Source organism: Pseudomonas sp. UFMG81, from assembly GCF_015354575.1.
Classification (GTDB): Bacteria; Pseudomonadota; Gammaproteobacteria; order Pseudomonadales; family Pseudomonadaceae; genus Aquipseudomonas.
The window spans coordinates 191,111-211,111 of sequence record NZ_JACAFQ010000003.1 but is presented as its reverse complement, the minus strand read 5'-3'; the positions used below and the strand labels follow the sequence as shown (position 1 = coordinate 211,111).

At 64.8% G+C, this 20,001-nt stretch carries 16 protein-coding genes; 5 read left to right on the top strand and 11 right to left on the bottom strand.

Features of this window, described 5'->3' with window-relative positions; all coding sequences use genetic code 11:
- Nucleotides 1-404: 404 nt before the first annotated feature.
- From IX761_RS04005 to IX761_RS03995, 3 genes are all read left to right on the top strand, one after another.
- Complete coding sequence (locus IX761_RS04005; RefSeq protein ID WP_194788330.1) at nt 405-3,098, top strand: putative bifunctional diguanylate cyclase/phosphodiesterase; 2,694 nt, start codon at nt 405-407, stop codon at nt 3,096-3,098.
- Nucleotides 3,099-3,280: 182 nt separating this feature from the next.
- Nucleotides 3,281-3,949, top strand: coding sequence for a peptide-methionine (S)-S-oxide reductase MsrA (gene msrA, locus IX761_RS04000; RefSeq protein ID WP_194788329.1), 669 nt, complete (start codon nt 3,281-3,283; stop codon nt 3,947-3,949).
- A gap of 3 nt (nt 3,950-3,952) precedes the next feature.
- The gene (locus tag IX761_RS03995) at nt 3,953-4,567 is read left to right on the top strand and encodes a glutathione S-transferase (protein WP_194788328.1); all 615 of its coding nucleotides are present in this window, start codon (nt 3,953-3,955) and stop codon (nt 4,565-4,567) included.
- Between the two features lie 190 nt (nt 4,568-4,757).
- On the opposite strand, the gene creD is transcribed toward IX761_RS03995, so the two are convergent.
- The 4 genes from creD to IX761_RS03975 form a co-directional block, all read right to left on the bottom strand.
- A complete protein-coding gene (creD, locus tag IX761_RS03990) occupies nt 4,758-6,086 on the bottom strand; it encodes a cell envelope integrity protein CreD (RefSeq protein ID WP_194788327.1) in 1,329 nt (442 codons plus the stop codon).
- 303 nt (nt 6,087-6,389) lie between these two features.
- Complete coding sequence (creC, locus tag IX761_RS03985) at nt 6,390-7,823, bottom strand: two-component system sensor histidine kinase CreC (protein WP_194788326.1); 1,434 nt, start codon at nt 7,821-7,823, stop codon at nt 6,390-6,392.
- Nucleotides 7,823-8,503, bottom strand: coding sequence for a two-component system response regulator CreB (gene creB / locus IX761_RS03980; protein WP_194788325.1), 681 nt, complete (start codon nt 8,501-8,503; stop codon nt 7,823-7,825). Before creB ends, creC begins: the two co-directional genes overlap by 1 nt.
- 178 nt (nt 8,504-8,681) lie before the next feature.
- On the bottom strand, nt 8,682-9,182 hold the full coding sequence (locus tag IX761_RS03975) for an ATP-dependent zinc protease (protein ID WP_194788324.1): 501 nt from the start codon (nt 9,180-9,182) through the stop codon (nt 8,682-8,684).
- A gap of 181 nt (nt 9,183-9,363) precedes the next feature.
- On the opposite strand from IX761_RS03975, the gene IX761_RS03970 reads away from it, so the two are divergent.
- Together IX761_RS03970 and IX761_RS03965 are read left to right on the top strand one after the other, a co-directional pair.
- On the top strand, nt 9,364-10,251 hold the full coding sequence (locus IX761_RS03970; protein ID WP_194788323.1) for an acyltransferase: 888 nt from the start codon (nt 9,364-9,366) through the stop codon (nt 10,249-10,251).
- 205 nt (nt 10,252-10,456) lie between these two features.
- Nucleotides 10,457-11,806: an APC family permease gene (locus tag IX761_RS03965; protein WP_194788322.1), complete on the top strand. Its 1,350-nt coding sequence runs from the start codon at nt 10,457-10,459 to the stop codon at nt 11,804-11,806.
- Between the two features lie 152 nt (nt 11,807-11,958).
- On the opposite strand, the gene IX761_RS03960 is transcribed toward IX761_RS03965, so the two are convergent.
- From IX761_RS03960 to IX761_RS03930, 7 genes are all read right to left on the bottom strand, one after another.
- Nucleotides 11,959-12,531 (bottom strand): DUF2780 domain-containing protein, encoded by a 573-nt coding sequence (locus IX761_RS03960; RefSeq protein WP_194788321.1) that lies wholly within the window; start codon nt 12,529-12,531, stop codon nt 11,959-11,961.
- 194 nt (nt 12,532-12,725) lie between these two features.
- A complete protein-coding gene (locus tag IX761_RS03955; protein ID WP_194788320.1) occupies nt 12,726-13,034 on the bottom strand; it encodes a hypothetical protein in 309 nt (102 codons plus the stop codon).
- A gap of 459 nt (nt 13,035-13,493) precedes the next feature.
- Complete coding sequence (gene fdhA / locus IX761_RS03950; RefSeq protein WP_008095899.1) at nt 13,494-14,693, bottom strand: formaldehyde dehydrogenase, glutathione-independent; 1,200 nt, start codon at nt 14,691-14,693, stop codon at nt 13,494-13,496.
- Between the two features lie 270 nt (nt 14,694-14,963).
- Nucleotides 14,964-15,821, bottom strand: coding sequence for a formyltetrahydrofolate deformylase (gene purU / locus IX761_RS03945; protein ID WP_194788319.1), 858 nt, complete (start codon nt 15,819-15,821; stop codon nt 14,964-14,966).
- Between the two features lie 12 nt (nt 15,822-15,833).
- On the bottom strand, nt 15,834-16,466 hold the full coding sequence (locus IX761_RS03940) for a sarcosine oxidase subunit gamma (RefSeq protein WP_194788318.1): 633 nt from the start codon (nt 16,464-16,466) through the stop codon (nt 15,834-15,836).
- 186 nt (nt 16,467-16,652) lie between these two features.
- A complete protein-coding gene (locus IX761_RS03935; RefSeq protein WP_194788317.1) occupies nt 16,653-19,667 on the bottom strand; it encodes a sarcosine oxidase subunit alpha in 3,015 nt (1,004 codons plus the stop codon).
- Nucleotides 19,664-19,999: a sarcosine oxidase subunit delta gene (locus IX761_RS03930; RefSeq protein ID WP_194788316.1), complete on the bottom strand. Its 336-nt coding sequence runs from the start codon at nt 19,997-19,999 to the stop codon at nt 19,664-19,666. The genes IX761_RS03935 and IX761_RS03930 overlap by 4 nt, the downstream gene beginning before the upstream one ends.
- Nucleotides 20,000-20,001 lie beyond the last annotated feature (2 nt).

The following is a 20,001-nucleotide window of genomic DNA, read 5'->3' as shown; positions in this document are numbered from 1 at the left end:
TGCGAGGACTCATGTCAATGTTCAACGATGATGAAGTTGCCATTACAGTGAACTCCAATGGGTGAGTTATATACATCGATCCATTTCCGCTGCATGACCTGACGCAGCGCCGTCTGAGGTTTGGTCATCAGCCGCGCAGAATCATCACGCGCCATCGTTGCCCATCAACGCCCTAGCCTCAGGATCCATTAGTCCCCGCCGCCTACGGCTGCACAACTGTCAAATCTGTCAGCTATGCAACCGAAGGCGGCCATGCTAAACACCTGGCACTGAAGATTTCCCTGCACTGGCCGACAACCTGCTCACAGCATCCCGCATGGCCGCTTGCCAGCCTTGGGGACATGATGCAACCTTGCCCGATGCGCCGCGCTCCAGCCGGCGCTCCCTGTTCAAGCGAGTCTTCGATGAAAAGCCAACCCGATGCCGCCAGCCGTGTGGCGGCCGAGGTCGTGACGCAGCTCCCCGTGCCCTCGCGGCTCGGCATGCTGCGTTTCGAACGGCTCAACGAAGCCAGCTGGGCCATGCTGTACCTCGACCCGGCCTGCGAGCGGCAGTTCGGCCTGGCCGCCGCCGACCTCTGCGCCCTGATCGGCTCGCCCTACGCCAGCCTCATGGAGCCGGAGGCGCGCTACAAACTGCATGACGAGATCCAGCTGCAACTGGCCCGGCGCGGCCACTACCGGGTGCGCTACACGCTGCATGCCGGCCCAGGGCCACTGCGCCTGCTGGAAGCCGGCGAAAGCTACAAGCAACACAACCGCCAACTGCTGCGCGGTTACCTGACGGTCATGGACGACCAGCAAGACGACGCCCCAGACCTCGACGCAAACGATCTCGAATCGCGCAACAACCGCCTGCAACTGGCCCTGCAACTCAACCAGCGCGCCCAGCAGGAGCAGCTCGAACACCTCGACCGGGTGCGCGCCCAGCAAGACCTGATCCTGCGTCTGGCCCGCCAGCGCTACAGCATCGGCAACTCGTTGCTCGAGGCCGCCGAGCTGATCACCCAGAGCGCCTGCGAGATCTACAAGGTCGACTGCGCCAGCATCTGGTACCTGAACGAGCAGCGCCTGGAGCCAATCAGCGCCTGGTACCACCACGAGCAGCAGCACCGCATGCCCGAGGCGATCGACGCCAGCCGCTTCCCCGACTACCTCGACGCCCTGCACGCCAGCCGCGCCATCGACGCCCACAACGCCAGCCACGACCCGCGCACCCGCGACATGGCCGAGCTGCTCTACCCCACCGACGACAACGCCATGCTCGATGCCAGCATCCGTATCGACGGCCAGGTGGTAGGCGTGCTGTGCCTGGAGCAGACCGGCCGGCCGCGGGCCTGGCAGTCGGACGAGATCGCCTTCGCCGGCGAGCTGGCCGACCAGTTCGCGCAAGTGATCAACAACCACAACCGGCGTACCGCCGCCAACGCCCTGCACCTGTTCCAGCGCGCGGTGGAACAAAGCGCCAGCGCCTTCCTGCTGGTCAACCGCGACGGCGTGGTGGAGTACGTCAACCCCAGCTTCACCGCCATCACCCAGTACAGCACCGAAGAAGTCCAGGGCCATCACCTGGCCGAGCTGCCGGCGCTGGAAAACCTGAGCGAGCTGCTGTTCGACTCACCCTCGAGCCTGGCCATGGGCAACAGCTGGCAAGGCGAATTCAAGAGCCGGCGCAAGAACCTCGAACCCTACTGGGGCCAGTTGTCGATCTCCAAGGTGTACGGCGACAACCGCGAGCTGACGCATTACATCGGCATCTACGAAGACGTCACCCAGACCAAGCTGGCCCAGCAACGCATCGAGCGCCTGGCCTACACCGACAACCTCACCAACCTGGGCAACCGCCCGGCGTTCATCCGCAACCTCGACGAGCGCTTCGCCCGCGACAGCAACAGCCCCATCTGCCTGCTGCTGGTGGACATCGACAACTTCAAGCGGATCAACGACAGCCTCGGCCACCAGACCGGCGACAAGCTGCTGATCAGCCTGGCCCGGCGCCTGCGCAACAGCCTGAGCAGCGGTGGCAGCCTGGCGCGCTTCGCCAGCAACGAATTCGCCGTGCTGCTCGACGACACCACCCTCGAGGACGGCCAGGGCGTGGCGCATCAGTTGCTGCGCACCCTCGACAAACCGATGTTCGTCGACAACCAGCTGATCAACGTCACCGCCTCCGTGGGCCTGGCCTGCGCGCCGCTGCATGGCAGCGACCCGGCCACCTTGATGAAGAACGCAGGCCTGGCCCTGCACAAGGCAAAAGCGAACGGCAAGCACCAGGTCCAGGTGTTCACCGAGGTGCTCAACGCCGAGGCCAGCTACAAGCTGTTCGTCGAGAACAACCTGCGCCGGGCGTTGACCCAGAACGAACTGGAAGTGTTCTACCAGCCCAAGCTGTGCCTGCGCAGCGGCCGGTTGCTGGGGTTGGAAGCGCTGCTGCGCTGGAACCACCCCGAGCGCGGCATGATCCGCCCCGACCAGTTCATCAGCGTGGCCGAAGAGACCGGCCTGATCATCCCCATCGGCAAATGGGTGGTGCGCCAGGCCTGCCGCATGAGCCAGCAGCTGCGCGAAGACGGCTTCGGCAACCTGCACGTGGCGATCAACCTGTCGCCCAAGCAGTTCTCCGACCCCGAGCTGGTCGGCTCGATCGGCAGCATTCTCAAGGAAGAAGCGCTACCGCCGCATTTGCTGGAGCTGGAACTGACCGAAGGCCTGCTGCTGGAGGCCAGCGAAGACACCCACCGCCAGCTCGACGAGCTCAAGGCCCTGGGCCTGACGCTAGCGATGGACGACTTTGGCACCGGTTACTCGTCGCTGAGCTACCTGAAGAAGTTCCCGATCGACATCATCAAGATCGACCGCAGCTTCATCAACGAGATCCCCGACAACCAGGACGACATGGAAATCACCTCGGCGGTGGTGGCCATGGCCCACAACCTCAAGCTCAAGGTGGTCGCCGAGGGCATCGAGACGCCGGAGCAGCTGGCGTTCCTGCGTCGGCACCGGTGCGACGTCGGCCAGGGCTACCTGTTCGACCGGCCGATCCCAGGGCGCGAGCTGGGCGAGAAACTGCGCCGCTATCCGCGTGGGCCGGTGGCCTGACAGCGGCACAAACCTCGGGCACTATAGACACCATCACTTGCCTTCTGGGGCTGCTACGCAGCCCTTTCGCGACACAAGGCCGCTCCTACAGAAGTGCGCGATCTGCTGTAGGAGCGGCCTTGTGTCGCGAAAGGGCCGCAAAGCGGCCCCAGGTTGTTGAACATCAAAAATGAGGAACGGCCATGGTCCTGCGTTCGGAAATCCTGGTGAACAAAAACGTCCTGCCCACTGCGGAACAGGCCCTGCCTGGCCGTGAAACCCCGATGACCCTGCCCGAATTCCACTACGTGTTCGAAGGCACCCCGCTGCTGGGCCCATTCTTCGAAGGCGACATCGACTTCGCGATCTTCGCCCTGGGCTGCTTCTGGGGCGCCGAGCGTCGCTTCTGGCAGCGCGAGGGCGTGGTCAGCACCGTGGTCGGCTATGCCGGTGGCTTCACCCCCAACCCTACCTACGAAGAAGTCTGCTCGGGCCTGACCGGCCACACCGAAGTGGTGCTGGTGGTGTTCGACAAGAACAAGGTCAGCTACCGCGACCTGCTGACGATGTTCTGGGAGCTGCATAACCCCACCCAAGGCATGCGCCAGGGCAACGACATCGGCACCCAGTACCGCTCGGCGATCTACTGCACCTCGCCGCAGCAACTGCAAGAAGCCAAGGCCAGCCGCGACGCGTTCCAGGCCGAACTGAGCAAGGCCGGCTTCGGCGCAATCACCACCGAGATCGACCAGGCACCAACCGTTTACTTCGCCGAGGCCTACCACCAGCAATACCTGGCCAAGAACCCCGATGGCTATTGCGGTATCGGCGGCCTGGGCGTGTGCCTGCCACCCAGCCTGCAAGGGAACTGAGCCATGATCCTGTTCCATTCGCCGCTGTCGCCGTTCGTGCGCAAGGTGATGATCGTGCTGCACGAGACCGGCCAACTGGGCGCTGTCACCCTGCAAGGCGTGAACATCAGCCCGGTCAGCGGCGACGAGCAGCTCAACCAGGGCAACCCGATCGGCAAGATCCCCGCGCTGCGCCTGGACGACGGCAGCGTGCTGCATGACAGCCGGGTGATCTGCGAGTACCTCGACAGCCGCCATGTCGGCAACCCGCTGCTGCCCCGCGAAGGCTCGGCGCGCTGGCGCCGGCTAACCCTCGCGTCCCAGGCCGATGCAATCATGGATGCCGCCGTGGCCTCGCGCTACGAAACCTTCCTGCGCCCGGCGGACAAGCAGTGGGACGGTTGGGTCGAGGCCCAGGGCGAAAAGATTCGCCGCAGCCTGGCCAATCTTGAACAGGAGCACCTGGCCGAGCTGGCGTCGGGGTTCGATCTTGCAGCGATTGGCGTGGCCTGTGCGCTGGGGTATCTGGACCTGCGTCAGCCTGAGTTCGGTTGGCGTGAAAAGCAGCCAGGGCTGGCGGCGTGGTATGCCGAAGTGTCGAAACGGCCGTCGATGGTGGCTACAGCGCCGGTAGCCTGAACCACCGCTGGCGAGGGCTTCGCCCTCGCCAGCGGCACAAGGCCGCTCCTACAGGGGCACGCGAACCCCTGTAGGAGCGGCCTTGTGCCGCGAATGGGCTGCAAAGCAGCCCCCCAGCCTCACCTCGATGGCACAGAAAACAACTGCGCAATCCTGAGCGCCAACCACCGCCCAATCTCCCGATCCTCCCTCATCCCAACCTCCCCACCCGCGACCAGTCCAGCCGCCGGGTCAGCACCATGAACACCCCCAGCAGCCCGAAGCACAGCAGCGAGCCCATCAGCAGCGCATAGTCCTCCGCACTGAGCAGCCCATAGAGCATCGCGTACAACGCCGCCAGCCCCACTGCAAAACCAACTCCGCGCCCCAGGCTGTGCAACACATGGCTCAGGTAGAAGCCGATCAGCAGCACACAACCCGACGCCGACAGCCCATAGGCCAGCCCGAACCCCAGGTGTTCCGACAGCGACAGCAGCAACAGGTAGAAGAACGCCAGCGCCACACCCACCAGGATGTACTGCACCGGATGCACGCTGAGGTTCTTCAGCACCTCGAACAGGAAGAAGCCGGCAAAGGTCAGGGCGATGAACAGCAGCGCATACTTGATCGCCCGCTCGCTCTTGAGGTACTGGTCCACCGGGTCGATGAAGCTGACGCCAAAGGCGCGTTCGTTGAAGTCGCCGCATTGCTGGGCGGTCGCGCACTGGCGCAGCGCGTCTTCCAGGTTGGTGGCGAACCACGAGGTCTGCCAGTGGGCGCTGAAGCCCTTGTCGTCGATGGCCCGGCGGCTGGGCAGGTAGCTGCCGACGAAGCTTGGGTGCGGCCAGTTGGCGCGCATGTCCACCGTGCTGCTGCGGCCCACGGGCAGCACGCTGAGCTGGCCGGTGCCGAGCAGGGCAAGCTCGAAGGCGTAGTTGAACTCGCGAGCTTGCTGGTCGGCCAGCTGCGGCAGGGCCACGTGCACACCGCCACGCAACCACTCAACCCCACTCCCCGCCTCGAACGGCAGGCGCTGGTCGTCGATCTGCAGCTCCAGGCCATTCTCGATGCCACGGATATCGCTGATGCCTACCATCAGGAACGGCTTGTCGAAGCGGTAGTCGTCGTAGTCCTTGTCGATCCCCCAGCGCTCTGGCAGCTTGAAACGGCCGCTGACCTGGCTCTTGGCGTGGAACAGGCGGGCCTGGTAGATGCCCCGGGCGCGCACCTCGGTGTCGACGCCCATGTCCATGGCGAAGGTTTCCGGGAGGAAGTACAGGTAGCCGCTGACGGTGCTGGTTTGCTGCACGCTCTTGCCGTCCTTGTCGATCCAGCGCCGCTCGTACTTGCGGTACGGCACCACCAGCAGCGGGCCGCTGATCATCTGGTCGAAGCTGGAGCTGGCGGCGATCTCGCCGAGCACGTTGTTGCGCAGTTGCTGGCGTTCGTCGATCAGCCCGCCAATCATCAGCAGGGGGATCAGCAGCAGCAGGATCAGCACGGCGATCAGGCCGAGCTTGAAACCGAGGGTCTTGTTCATGGGGTAGGGCTCCGTGTGCGATGGCGGCAGTGTCTGCCCGCCGCGTGGAGCCCTCAGGGAGGGAATGTGGAGATTGTGTGGAGATCTACGGTCGAGGTGGGAGCACTGTCTTGCACAGGCCTTCTGTAGGAGCGGCCTTGTGTCGCGAAAGGGCCGCATCGCGGCCCCAGGCTTCTATAGGGCATTCACGATTGCTGGGGCTGCGATGCAGCCCTTTCGCGACACAAGGCCGCTCCTACAGATGACATGCAAACTTCAGGGTGGGGCTTGCCGGCGAACGGGGTGCGAAGCGCCCCCGGCGATTCAACCGACCCGCCGCGCCGGCAGCCACAACCTCACCCGCACCCCGCCCTCGACGTTATCCACCGCCAACGCCCCACCATGCAGCTGCATCACCTCATCGACGAAGTTCAGCCCCAGCCCGGTGCTCTTGCGCCCGGTCCCAGGCCGGGGCAGTGAATAGAACCGCTCGCTGACCCGCCCCAGGGCGTACTCGGGAATCGCCTGCCCCTGGTTGAACAGGCTCAGCGCCACTCGCTCGCCTGCGCGCTCCAGCTCGAACAGCAACGCGCCCCCTGGCGGGGTGAAGTCCAGGGCATTGTCGAGCAGGTTGGCCAGCGCCTGGCGCATCAGGAACGGGTCGCACCACAGGCGGATATCCACAGGCACCCGCTGGCGCACCTGCAGGCCGGCAGCGTCGATCCGCGCGGCGTGGACCAGCAGCAACTCATCGACCAGTGCCGCCAGCGCCACCTGCTGCTCGTCTTCCAACGCTTGCATCTGCTCGACCCGGGCCAGGTTGAGCAGGCGCTCGATCATCTGCTGCAAGCGTTCGCTCTCACGCTCGATATTGCCGGCGAAGCGCGCCCGCTGATCCGCCGGCATATCGCCCTGGAGCAACTCCGAGGCACCACGAATCGCCGCCAGCGGGCTCTTCAGTTCGTGGGTGAGGGTATGCACGTAGCGCTCGACATAGGCCTTGCCCTCCAGCTGCGTGCGCATGCGCTCCACCGCCGTGGCCAGTTGCAGCAGCTCGCCGCCCTTGTAGTGCGGCAAGGCGGCGCGCTCGCCCTCGCTCACCGCCTGGGCGTAGTGGGTTAGGCGGCGCAGCGAGCGGGTCAGCCACCACGACAGCGCAGCCCCCACCAGCAAACCGAGCACGATCAGCCCAAGCCCCAGGGTCAGCAGGCGCTGCTCGGAGCGGTCGATGTACGGTTGCAACGAACTGTTGGGCTTGGCCACCGTGACCACGCCGATGATCCGCCCACCATCGAGGATCGGCGCCGCCACGTGCATCACCGAGGTGCTTTCGTCATTCGGGTCGCTGCGGGTCGAACGCGCGCCATACTCACCGCGCAGGGTCAGGTAGACATCGTTCCAGCGCGAGTAGTCCTTGCCCAGGGCCTGGCCACTGGAGTCGAGCAGCACGATGCCCTTGGCATCGGTGACGTAGATGCGATGGCTGACCTGGTTCTTCGCCAGGCCCCAGATCTGCGCGCTGGGGCGGCGCTCGCCATAGGATTGCAGCACCTGCGACAGCCGGCTCTGGTCCAGCGTGCCGTTCTTCACCTCATCGTGGAGGATCTCCGCCAGCAGGTTGGCGGTGTCCACCAGTGTCTCTTCCGACGACTGGCGCACCACCGGGCGAATCTGCTCACGCACGGTGTTGAGCAAAAAATAGCCAGCCAACCCGACGAACAGGAAGTACACCAGGAAGATCCGGATCCCCAGGCGCATCAGGCATGCTCCGGGCTGTAGCTGTAGCCCAGGCCGCGGTGGGTCTGGATCGGCTCGGCGGCGGCAGCGACCTGGCGCAGTTTGGCGCGCAGGCTCTTGATGTGGCTGTCGATGGTGCGCTCGTAGCCCACATCCGACGCCACGCCCAGGCCATCGAGCAACTGCTCGCGGCTGAACACCCGGCGCGGTTGTTCGAGCAGGCATTGCAGCAGCCGGAATTCGTGGCGGGTGAGCGCCAGGGGCTGGCCACGGTAGACGATGCGCATGGCCAGGGTGTCGAGCTGGAACGGCGTGTTGTCTGCGGCCGGCTCGCTGCGCGGCGCCATGCGCTTGAGGATCGCCCGTACCCGCGCCGCCACCTCGCGCGGGCTGAAGGGTTTGACCACGTAGTCGTCGGCGCCAATCTCCAGGCCCAGCACGCGGTCGATCTCGGCATCGCGGGCGCTGAGGAACATCACCGGCACGTCACTGAAGCGGCGCAGCTGGCGGCAGGTTTCGAAGCCGCTGATATCGGGCAGGCCGATGTCGAGAATGACCAGGTCTGCCGGGTGCGCGCGTTGCTGCTCGACCGCGGCGCTGCCGAGGGTTACCCACTCGGTGCTGTGGCCGTCGGCTTGCAGGGCGTAGACCAGGGTGTCGGCGATGGCGGATTCGTCTTCGACGATGAGGATGTGGGGCATGGCGTCCGGCCTTGCTGGGGGCAAAGCTGGATTCTTAGGCGATTCAGCGGCGGTGGCAAGCAGCGGGATGTGGGATGTGCGCACCGGCCTCTTCGCGGGCAAGCCCGCTCCCACAGGGATCGCAAAACCCTGTGGGAGCGGGCTTGCCCGCGAAAAGGCCGGTGAGGTTACTGAAGAATCAGCAGCTCGGCGTGCCCGCCGTGAATTTCTTCGCCGGGTTCACCGCCGCCTTGAACTTCTTCAGCGCCTTGGACCCCACCAGTAGCGGGTACCTGAAGTTGCTGCGGTCCACCAGGTTGACCTCCACCGTGCGCTTCACATCGCCCAGGCACAGTTCCAGGTCGATCACCGGGCGATGCGAGAGCGCAGGCGCTTCTTCTTCCTCGTCTTCGTCGGCGCGGTTCTTGATCTTGCTGATGCGCGACACCTCATGCTCGTAGACCTTGTTACTGGCGTCCTCGGTTGCCAGGCGGAAACGCACCCACTCGTTGCCGTCACGGGTGAACAGCTCGATATCCTTGGCCGACAGCGACGCGGTGTAGGCACCGGTGTCCATCTTGGCTTTCAGGGTTTCGCCGATTTCCGGCAGTTTGATGTTCTCGTAACGGCCGTAAATCGTCGGTTCGGCGGCCATCACCGGCAGCGCCAGGAGGGACAGCAGGGCAAGCAGGGGTTTCACGGGGCAGGCTTCCTTGAGGGGGTCAGTGCTTAGACTGTGCGGGCAGGATAGGTTCGCCGCCACAGGTTAAACAACATAATGTGAAACATTTGTCCCAGCTAATGGACGTACGACGTTTGGCGTAGGCCCCCGGGCTGCTTATCATTGCCCCCCGTACCTTCCACACAACAAGAGCTCCCCTATGCGTCGCCTGCTGACCGGCATCCTCACCACCCTCCTGCTGCTGCTCAACACCCTGGTGATGATCGGCCCGCTGCTGGTCTTTGCCCTGCTCAAACTGGTGCTGCCCGGCCGTGGCCGCGACTACGCCTCCGCCGGGGTGATGTGGATGGCCGAAACCTGGTCGGAAGTCGACAAGGCCATTTTCGCCCTGTGCATCCCCACCCAATGGGACATCCGTGGCGTCGACACCCTGCGCCAGGACACCTCGTACCTGTGCATCAGCAACCACCAGACCTGGGTCGATATCCCCGCATTGATCGAAAGCCTCAACCGCCGGGTGCCGTTCTTCAAGTTCTTCCTCAAGAAGGAGCTGATCTGGGTACCGCTGCTGGGCCTGGCCTGGTGGGGGCTGGATTACCCGTTCATGAAGCGCTACAGCAAGGCCTTCCTGGAGAAACACCCGCACCTCAAGGGCAAGGACCTGGAGATCACCAAGGCCGCCTGCGAGCTGTTCAAGCGCCAGCCGGTGACCGTGGTCAACTACCTCGAAGGCACGCGCTTTACCGAGGCCAAGCACGCCCAGCAACAGTCGCCGTACCGCCACTTGCTCAAACCCAAGGCCGGCGGGGTAGCCTTCGTGCTGGCGGCGCTGGGCGAGCAGCTCGACGCGTTGCTCGATGTGACCATCGTCTACCCCGGCAACAAGGCCCCGGGGTTCTGGGATTTGCTCAATGGCAGCATCAGCCGGGTGATCATCGACATTCGCGTACGCGAGCTGGACCCGGCGCTGTGCGCGGGTGATTACGAGAACGACCCGGCGTTCCGCCAGACGGTGCAGGCGTGGGTCAACCAGCTGTGGCTGGAGAAGGACCAGCGGATCGAGCAACTGCGCGCCGAGATGCGCTGAACCCTCCGGCCCTATCGCGGGGCAAGCCCGCTCCCACGGCACCTGTGGGAGCGGGCTTGCCCCGCGATAGGGCCAGCAAAACCTCTACAATTTGCCGATTAAAATCCAGATTAATAATCGACATTAGCAACTCTTTGTTTGTCAGCCTCCACTTGAGTGGATAAAAATCGGTCAATCACAACTACAAAAACGCCAGGATCGACCGATGGCAACTTCCCCCTGCTCCACCCCCGTGCAACTGCGCCGTGTCCTGGGCCTGCCCGCCCTGGTGTTCTTCGGCCTGGTGTACATGGTCCCACTGACCATCTTCACCACCTACGGCATCGTCACCGAACTCACCGGTGGCCGCACCGCCGGCGCCTACCTGGTCACCCTGCTGGCCATGCTGTTCACCGCCACCTCCTACAGCTTCATGGTCAAGCGCTTCCCGGTTGCGGGCTCGGCGTACTCGTACACCAACATGGCGTTCGGCCCCAACGTGGGCTTTCTCGCCGGCTGGTCGCTGCTGCTCGACTACCTGTTCATCCCGATGATCAACTACCTGCTGATCGGGCTGTTCCTCAACATCGCCTTCCCGGCCATCCCGGCCTGGACCATCGTGCTCGCCTCGATCGCCCTGGTGACGGTGCTCAACGTGGTCGGTATCCACTCGGTGGCCAAGACCAGCAACCTGATCGTCGGCGCGCAGATCGTCTTCATCGGGGTGTTTGTCGCCCTGTCGTGCCAAGGTTTGGCCGGGCAGCCGGTAGACCTGCTGGCGCCGCTGCGCGGTGACGGCAGCGCACCGGGCTTCGGCGCGTTGATGGCGGGGGCGGCGGTGCTGTGCCTGTCGTTCCTTGGGTTCGATGCGGTGTCGACCCTGGCCGAAGAGTGCAAGGACGCCCGCCGCGACGTGCCCCGGGCGATCATCCTCACCACCTTGTTGGCCGGCGTGCTGTTCACCGTGCTGGCCTACGTCAGCCAGCTGGTGCTGCCGGGCAGCAGCTTCGCCAACGTCGACGCCGCCGCCAACGAAGTGATGATGAAAGCGGGCGGGCAGTTCCTGGCCAACTTCTTCACCGCCGCCTTCGTCGCCGGCAGCCTGGGTTCGGCCCTGGCTTCGCAGGCGGCGGTGTCGCGCATCCTGTTCACCATGGGCCGCGACCGGGTGCTGCCACAGCGCAGCTTCGGCTACCTGTCGCCACGCTTCGGCACGCCGGTGTTCGCCATCGCGCTGGTGTCGGCGTTCTCGCTGCTGGCGCTGGTGATCGACCTGGCCACCCTCGCCTCGTTGATCAGCTTTGGCGCACTGGTGGCGTTCTCGGCGGTGAACCTGGCGGTGGTGAAAACGCACCTGGTGAACCAAAGCGCGCATCGCAACCTCAAGGGGTTGCTGCGCTACGGCGCGGTGCCGTTGGTGGGGTTGGGGCTGACATTGTGGCTGTGGACCAGCCTGTCGGCGCTGACGCTGGTGATCGGGTTGTGCTGGTTTGCCTTAGGGTTAGCGTACCTGGCCGTGTTGACCGCCGGCTTCCGCCGGCCGGTGCGCCTGGTGGACTTCACCGAAGCCGCCTGACTCGCACAGTGCTGCTTTTTTGTAGGAGCGGCCTTGTGCCGCGAAAGGGCCGCGCAGCGGCCCCGGCAATGTTACAGGCTGCCGAAAACCTGGGGCCGCTTTGCGGCCCTTTCGCGACACAAGGCCGCTCCTACAAGGATCGTGTCAGGCCGTTAGACCGATGGCTGAGCCAACGGCGCTGGCGTCGCCCACAGGCTGCCCAGGTTCTGCAACAGCGACCCGGCAATGCCCTGCTGCCCCAGGTACTGCAGGATCAGCGGCGCGAACTGGCCGATCATCCCGGTATCCATGCCCAGCGCCTTGAAGGCGTTATCCAGGTCGTTGCGGTTCTGCACCTCGCCGCCCAACGCATTGCCCAGGGGCGATTCGTTCTTGCCGTTGCCCAGCAACTGCCCCAGGCCGCTCAAACCGCCCAGCGCGCTGTTGCCCGACAACAGGTCCAGCCCCGGCACGGCCTGGGTCAGCTGGCCATAGTCATCGCCGCTGAGGTTGTTGCGCGCCAGCCCCAGCATCGCCCCTGCCCCACCGATGGCCTGCTCGGGGGTGATCTTCAATTCGCTGCCCAGGCTGTTGAGCAGGTTGGCCTGTGCCGCCGGCGCCTGCACCTGGCCGGTCTGTGGCAGACTCTGCGTGGCCGACACCGCATTGGCGACATCGCTGAGGTTGAAGGCGAACACCGGGCTTGCGGCCAGGGTCATCAGGGTTGCCAGGGTGAATGCTTTCATCGGTAGGGACCTCGGCGGCCGGAATGGCCGGGAAACGAGGCGTTGGACTGGTGGCACGGGGCTTTGTTCCGGGCCGGCCATCGGGGTTCGGCTTACAGCCCTGTCGCTGGCAAGCCCGCTGCCACAGGGGACCGCGAACGCTCTCCGTAGGAGCCGGCTTGCCGGCGATGGGCCGCACAGCGGCCCCTGTTGCGTCAATGTGGCCGATAGAAGCTCGAGGCCGGCACCTGCCGCAACGCGCCCACCAATGCATCGATCTGCCCCCAGGCCACCGTCAGGTGTTGCAGGCTGGAGGCTTGCAGCTTGCTCAGCTCGCCCTCGGGTGCCAGCGCTTGGGCGTGGTAGCCGTCGGTATAGGCAATGAACATGAAATGGCAGACATTCATCAGCACTTCCTCGATGGGCACGGCGCCTTCGAGGATGGCGGTGGAGAGGGATTGGCCAGGTGGGTGTTCGAATTTGGCGTGGAGGTCTTCGGGTGGGTCGGGAACGATTTTTTTCATGGCAGTCACTCGTGAGGTTGAACTGCTCCCGTCCGTTTCCACACGTAGGGTGGCAGTTGTACACGAGGTGGAAAACCGGTCACGAGCAACCCGGTAGGCCGTAGGGCCTCCCGTGTACAACTGCCATAGCGACAGCCACTTCGTGAGAGCCGGGTTTCCACACCCGATCGCTGAACCGACAGCGACCGGGAGAGCCTAGTGGGCAGGATTTCCCCGGACAATCAGACGTGAAACGACAGACTGCGTAGGGTATTTCGTAGGCTTCTGGCGGGATGTAGGAAGGTTATCCGCCGAACAGCGGGAATATTCCTGAATCTTCACAGGCATTGGGGCCGCTGCGCGGCCCATCGCCGGCAAGCCGGCTCCCACACATCAGTCCTCAGACTGGCGCTGCCCTGTGGGAGCCGGCTTGCCGGCGATGGGCTGCACAGCAGCCCCAAGGTCACGCTCAACCGGCGATCAAGCCGCGCTGAAGGTCTTGTGCGGGTCGATCACGAATTTCTTCGGCACGCCCGCGTCGAACTCGCCATACCCTTCCGGCGCCTGGTCCAGGCTGATCACCTGCACCCCCACCACCTCGGCGATGTTGATGCGGTCCCACATGATCGCCTGCATCAGCTGGCGGTTGTACTTCATGGTCGGGGTCTGGCCGGTGTGGAAACTGTGCGACTTGGCCCAGCCCAGGCCGAAGCGAATGCTCAGCGCGCCGATCTTGGCCGCAGCATCCACCGCGCCCGGGTCTTCGGTCACGTACAGCCCCGGGATGCCGATGTTGCCGGCCACGCGGGTCACCTGCATCAACGAGTTGAGCACGGTGGCCGGAGCCTCGTGCTTGGCGCCCTCATGGCCGTGGCCACGGGCTTCGAAGCCCACCGCGTCGACGGCGCAGTCCACTTCCGGTTCGCCAAGGATGTCGATGATCTGCTCGTGCAGCGGGGTGTCCTTGGACAGGTCCACCACCTCGAAGCCCTGGGACTTGGCATGGGCCAGGCGCAGCGGGTTGAGGTCGCCGACGATCACGCAGGCAGCGCCCAGCAGGCGCGCGGAAGCGGCGGCGGCCAAGCCGACCGGGCCGGCGCCCGCGACGTACACGGTGCTGCCCGGGCCGACGCCGGCCGTCACCGCGCCGTGGTAGCCGGTGGGCAGGATGTCCGACAGGCAGGTCAGGTCACGGATCTTCTCCATGGCCTTGTCGCGGTCGGGCAGTTTCAGCAGGTTGAAGTCGGCGTAGGGCACCAGCACGTATTCGGCCTGGCCGCCGGTCCAGTCGCCCATGTCGACGTAGCCGTAGGCGCCACCGGCGCGGGCCGGGTTGACGGTGAGGCAGACGCCGGTGTGCATCTCTTTGCAGGAGCGGCAGCGACCGCAGGCGACGTTGAAGGGTACCGACACCAGGTCGCCGATCTTCAGGCGTTCGACGTCACGCCCCATCTCGACGATTTCACCGGTGATTTCGTGCCCCAGCACCAGGCCGACCTGGGCAGTGGTACGGCCGCGGACCATGTGCTGGTCGGAGCCGCAGATATTGGTGGAAACCACCTTGAGGATGACCCCGTGCTCGATCTTCTTGCCGCGCGGGTCCTGCATCTTGGGGTAGTCGATCTTCTGCACCTCGACCTTGCCCGCGCCGAGATACACCACTCCACGATTACCAGACATGCTTCTTACCTCGCTTGATTTGTTTTTTTGCAGCGGTGGTGAAAGCGCCGCCATCCGTGGGCGGCATGTGTTACTGGAATGGGGGGAATTGTGGGCCTGATGGGGCGAGATGCGCTGACTGGAAGCGACAGGGAGATGCCTTTTAACGGCAGGGGAAATTGTGTGGGACCATTCGCGGGCAAGCCCGCTCCCACAGGTATTGCGCTGGACCTGAGGACAGCAAAACACCTGTGGGAGCGGGCTTGCCCGCGAAGAGGCCGGTACAGGCTATTAGAGAACGACCGTCCGATTGGCGTTGAGGAACACCCGCCGCTCGATGTGATACCCCACCGCCCGCGCCAGGGTCAGGCATTCGATATCGCGCCCCTTGGCGATCAGGTCCTCGGGGTAATGGCTGTGATCCACCACCTCGACCCCCTGGGCAATGATCGGCCCTTCATCCAGGTCGTTGTTGATGTAGTGCGCCGTGGCACCGACCATCTTCACGCCCTTGTTGTAGGCCTGGTGGTACGGCTTGGCACCCTTGAACCCAGGCAGCAGCGAGTGGTGAATGTTGATCGCACAACCATCCAGCCGGCGGCACAGCTCCGGTGACAGCACCTGCATGTAGCGGGCGAGGATCACCAGCTCCGCGCCGGACTCTTCGATCACCTGCAACACCCTGCGCTCCTGCCCCGGCTTGTCGTTGGGGTCGAGGGCAAAGTGGTAGTAGGGGATCTTGTGCCAGTGCGCCAGCGGTTCGAGGTCGGGGTGGTTGGACACCACCGCCACCACGTCCATGGCCAGCTGGCCAATGCGCTGGCGGTACAGCAGGTCGTTCAGGCAATGATCGGCCTTGGATACCATGATCACCACCTTGGGGCGATGATTCGGGGCGGTCAGTTCGAAGGCCATGCCGAACGCTTCGCTGCGCTCGGCCAGCCCCGCACGCAAGGCATTCTCGTCAAAGCCATCGGGGGCGCGGAACTCCACGCGAATGAAGAACCGCCCCGACAGCCGGTCATCGAAGGAATGGTGCTCGGTGACGTAGCAGCGCTGCTCGTAGAGATGACGCGTCACCACATCGACCGTGCCGAGCATGCTCGGGCAGTCGGCAGTGAGAATCCAGGTGTCCGGTGCCCGACTCATGTTCTGTGCTCCTCAGGCTTCGATGGCCAGGCCGTATTCGGCCGATGCGTCCTGCAGCCACAGCCACCAGTAATCGGAGAAGCTGCGGCGAATCATCAGCTCCCAGGTGTCTTCGGCGGTGCGGCGGATCACCAGTTGCGACTTGGCGAACACGGTGCCGACGGCCTTGCCCACCGGGAAGTTGTTCGGATGCACATCATAGCTGGTGGATTTCATCAGCACGTCGCGCACGTTCGGGCCGCGCAGCTCCAGCAGCGTTTGCCCGCCGCTGACGTTGACCACCTGGATGTGCTGGCCATCGAGGGCGTCGCGCAGCTTCTGCTCCACGGCCAGTTCCTGGCCGCCGGGCACGATCAGCAGGTACTCGTCCGGGCCCATCCATTGCAGCGAGGTGTCGCCGTTGGCGACCACGGTCAGGGCCACCGGCAGCTCCAGGCCCAGGGCCTTGTGCACGGCGCCGGCGAAGGCCGGGTCGTGGCCGTCACCACGAATGGTCAGGTGACCGAGGAATTTCTTTTCGCGCAGGGTGACGCCTGCGTTCTTGCGGCCCTTGCCGACCAGGCTGGCCAGGTCGGCGTGGTGCAGCGGCGACTGGGCCTTGGCATCGGAGCCGGGGTTTTGCTGGAAGACGTTGATAGCGCTCATTTCTTACCTGCCTTGAATTCTGTAGGTCACAAACGGTGCTGCGGCAAGCGGTGCACTCTGTGGGAGCGGGCTTGCCCGCGAATGCGATGGTGGATTCACCGCCCTCTTCGCGGGCAAGTCGCAGCGGCGAACCGCCACTCCCACAGGGACCTCATTGCCAACCGGTACCGTTTGCCTTCCGGGGCCTTAAACGTTCTGCCGCTCACCCTTCGGATCGAAGAACACCGCGGACACGATCTCCGCCTCGATCACGCTGCCATCGGCCTGTGGCGAGTAAACCCGCTCGCCCATACGCTTGAGGCCGCCCTTGACCACGCCCATGGCGAACGAATAGCCCAGGGAGTTGGCCGCGTAGCTGGAGGTGACGTGGCCGACCATGTCCATCGGGATCGGTTGCTTGGGGTCGAACACCAGCTGGGCGCCCTCGGGCAGCCACACGGTGGGGTCGACCGGTTTGAGGCCCACCAGCTGCTTGCGGTTGTCACGCAGGCAGTCTTCGCGGTTCATGCCGCGCAGGCCGATCCACGAGAACGGTTTGTTGCGCCCCACGCACCAGCTCATGTTCAGGTCGTCCGGGTTCATCGAGCCATCGGTGTCCTGGCCAACGATGATGAAACCCTTCTCGGCGCGCAGCACGTGCATGGTCTCGGTGCCGTACGGGGTCAGGTTGTACTTTTTACCCGCCTCGATGATCTGCTCCAGCACACCCATGGCGTAGTTGGCCTGCACGTTCACTTCGTACGACAGCTCGCCGGTGAACGAGATGCGGAACACCCGGGCCGGCACGCCGCCAACCAGGCCTTCCTTCCAGGTCATGAACCCGAAGGCTTCCTTGTCCATGTCGATGTCGGTCAGCTCGCTGAGCAACTTGCGGCTGTTGGGGCCGGACAGGGTCATGGTGGCCCAGTGGTCGGTGACCGAGGTGAAGTACACCTTCAGCTCCGGCCATTCGGTCTGGTGGTACAGCTCCATCCACTGCAACACGCGGGCGGCGCCGCCGGTGGTGGTGGTCATGATGAAGTGGTTGTCACCGACGCAGGCGGTCACGCCGTCGTCGAAGACCATGCCGTCTTCCTTGCACATCAGGCCGTAGCGGGCCTTGCCCACGTCGAGCTTGGTCCAGGCGTTGGTGTAGATGCGGTTGAGGAACTCGCGCGCGTCCGGGCCCTGGATGTCGATCTTGCCCAGCGTGGAGGCGTCCAGCAGGCCGACGCTGTCACGCACGGCCTTGCACTCGCGGGCCACGGCGGCGTGGATGTCTTCGCCCGGCTTGGGGAAGTACCACGGGCGCTTCCACTGGCCGACGTCCTCGAACTCGGCGCCGTTCTTCACGTGCCAGGCATGCAGGGCGGTGAAGCGTACCGGTTCGAACAGGTGGCCACAGTGCCGGCCCGCTACCGCGCCGAAGGTCACCGGCGTGTAGTTGGGGCGGAACATGGTGGTGCCCATTTCCGGGATGGTGATGCCGATCGAACGGGCGGCGATGGCCAGACCGTTGATGTTGCCCAGCTTGCCCTGGTCGGTACCGAAGCCCAGCGCGGTGTAGCGCTTGACGTGCTCGACCGACTCGAAGCCTTCGCGGGTGGCCAGTTCGATACCGGCGGCGGTCACGTCGTTCTGCTGGTCGACGAACTGCTTCGGCCCTTTGCTGCCCTTGTCGTGCGGCACCTGGAACAGTGCCACGGTGGCCTCTTCCTTGCGCGCCACGGTTTTCGGCAGGGTGCCGACGGTGGCTTTGAAGCCCGCTTCGGTGGCTGCGCGAACGCCGCCTTCGAAGCCGTCTGCGATCACATCACCCAGCGCGTAGACGCCATGCACGCCACCCACGCACTCGCGTTTCTGGGGCGCATCGCCCGGCACGAAGCCAAGGATGTCGTCACGCCATACCGGGCGACCGCCCAGGTGCGAAGCGAGGTGAACGATCGGGCTGTAACCGCCGGAGGTGGCGATCAGGTCGCACTCGAGGGTTTCGCCAGGGCTGGTGACCTTGTGCGCTTGCACATCGATGGCGGCCACCCGGGCGCCGGTGACGTGCTTGCTGCCCTTGGCCTCGATCACGGCGCTGGAGGTGAGAATGCGAATGCCCTTGGCACGCGCTTCCTCGACCAGCGAGCCGCGCGGGTTGTGGCGGGCGTCGGCGATGGCGACCACCTGCAGGCCGGCGTCGTGCCAGTCGAGCGCAGCGCGGTAGGCGTGGTCGTTGTTGGTCGACAGCACCAGCTTGCGGCCCGGCGCCACGCCGTAGCGGCGTACGTAGGTGGACACTGCACCGGCCAGCATGTTGCCCGGCACATCGTTGTTGCCATACACCAGCGGGCGCTCGTGGGCGCCGGCAGCCAGCACCACACGCTTGGCGCGCACACGGTGCACGCGGTGGCGCACCTGGCCGATCGGGGCACGGTCACCCAGGTGGTCGGTGAGGCGCTCGTGAATGGTCAGGAAGTTATGGTCGTGGTAGCCGTTGACCGTGGCGCGTGGCAGCAGTGTCACTTCCGGCAGGCTTTCCAGCTCTTTCACCACGGCGTTGACCCAGTCGGCGGCGGGCTTGCCGTCGAGGGTTTCGCGCGAATCGAGCAGGCTGCCGCCGAACTCTTCCTGTTCGTCGGCCAGGATCACCCGGGCACCACTACGGGCGGCGGCCAGGGCAGCGGCCAGGCCGGCAGGGCCGGCGCCGACGATCAGCACATCGCAGTGCTGGTTCATGTAGTCGTAGCTGTCCGGGTCGTTCTGCAGCGGCGCACGGCCAAGGCCTGCGGCTTTGCGGATGTACTTCTCGTAGGTCATCCAGAACGATTTCGGGTACATGAAGGTTTTGTAGTAGAAGCCCGGCGGCATCATGCTGCCGCCCACCTTGCCGAGGATGCCCATGACGTCGTTGTTGACGTTCGGCCAGCCGTTGGTGCTGGTGGCTACAAGACCTGCATACAGCGCTTGTTGGGTGGCGCGCACGTTGGGGATCTGGGTGGCTTCGCTGGAGCCGATCTGCAGGATGGCGTTCGGCTCTTCGGTACCGGCGGCGATGATGCCTCGCGGGCGCGAGTACTTGAAGCTGCGGCCAACGATGTCGACGCCGTTGGCCAGCAGTGCGGCGGCCAGGCTGTCACCGGCGTAGCCTTGGTAGGTCTTGCCGTTGAAGGTGAAGTTCAGCACCTTGCTGCGGTCGATACGGCCGCCGCTGGCGAGGCGATAGGTCTGGCTCATACTTTTTCCCCTTGGCCTTTGACGGTCGACGCTGCGCTGTTCGGCTTGCCGCCTTCGGTCACTTGCGGCTTCTCGCCAATCTTGTAGGTTTCCAGAATTTCGTAGGTCACCGTGTTACGGGTGACGTTGAAGTACTGGCGGCAGCCGGCGACGTGGTCCCACAGCTCGTGGTGAATCCCGCGCGGGTTGTCGCGGTAGAACATGTAGGTGCCCCACTCCTCGTCGGAGCAGGCGCCAGGGTCGAGCGGGCGCGGGATGTGGGCCTGGCCAGAGGCGTGGAACTCTTCTTCGGAGCGCAGCTCGCCGCAGTGGGGACAGAAAATATGCAACATGA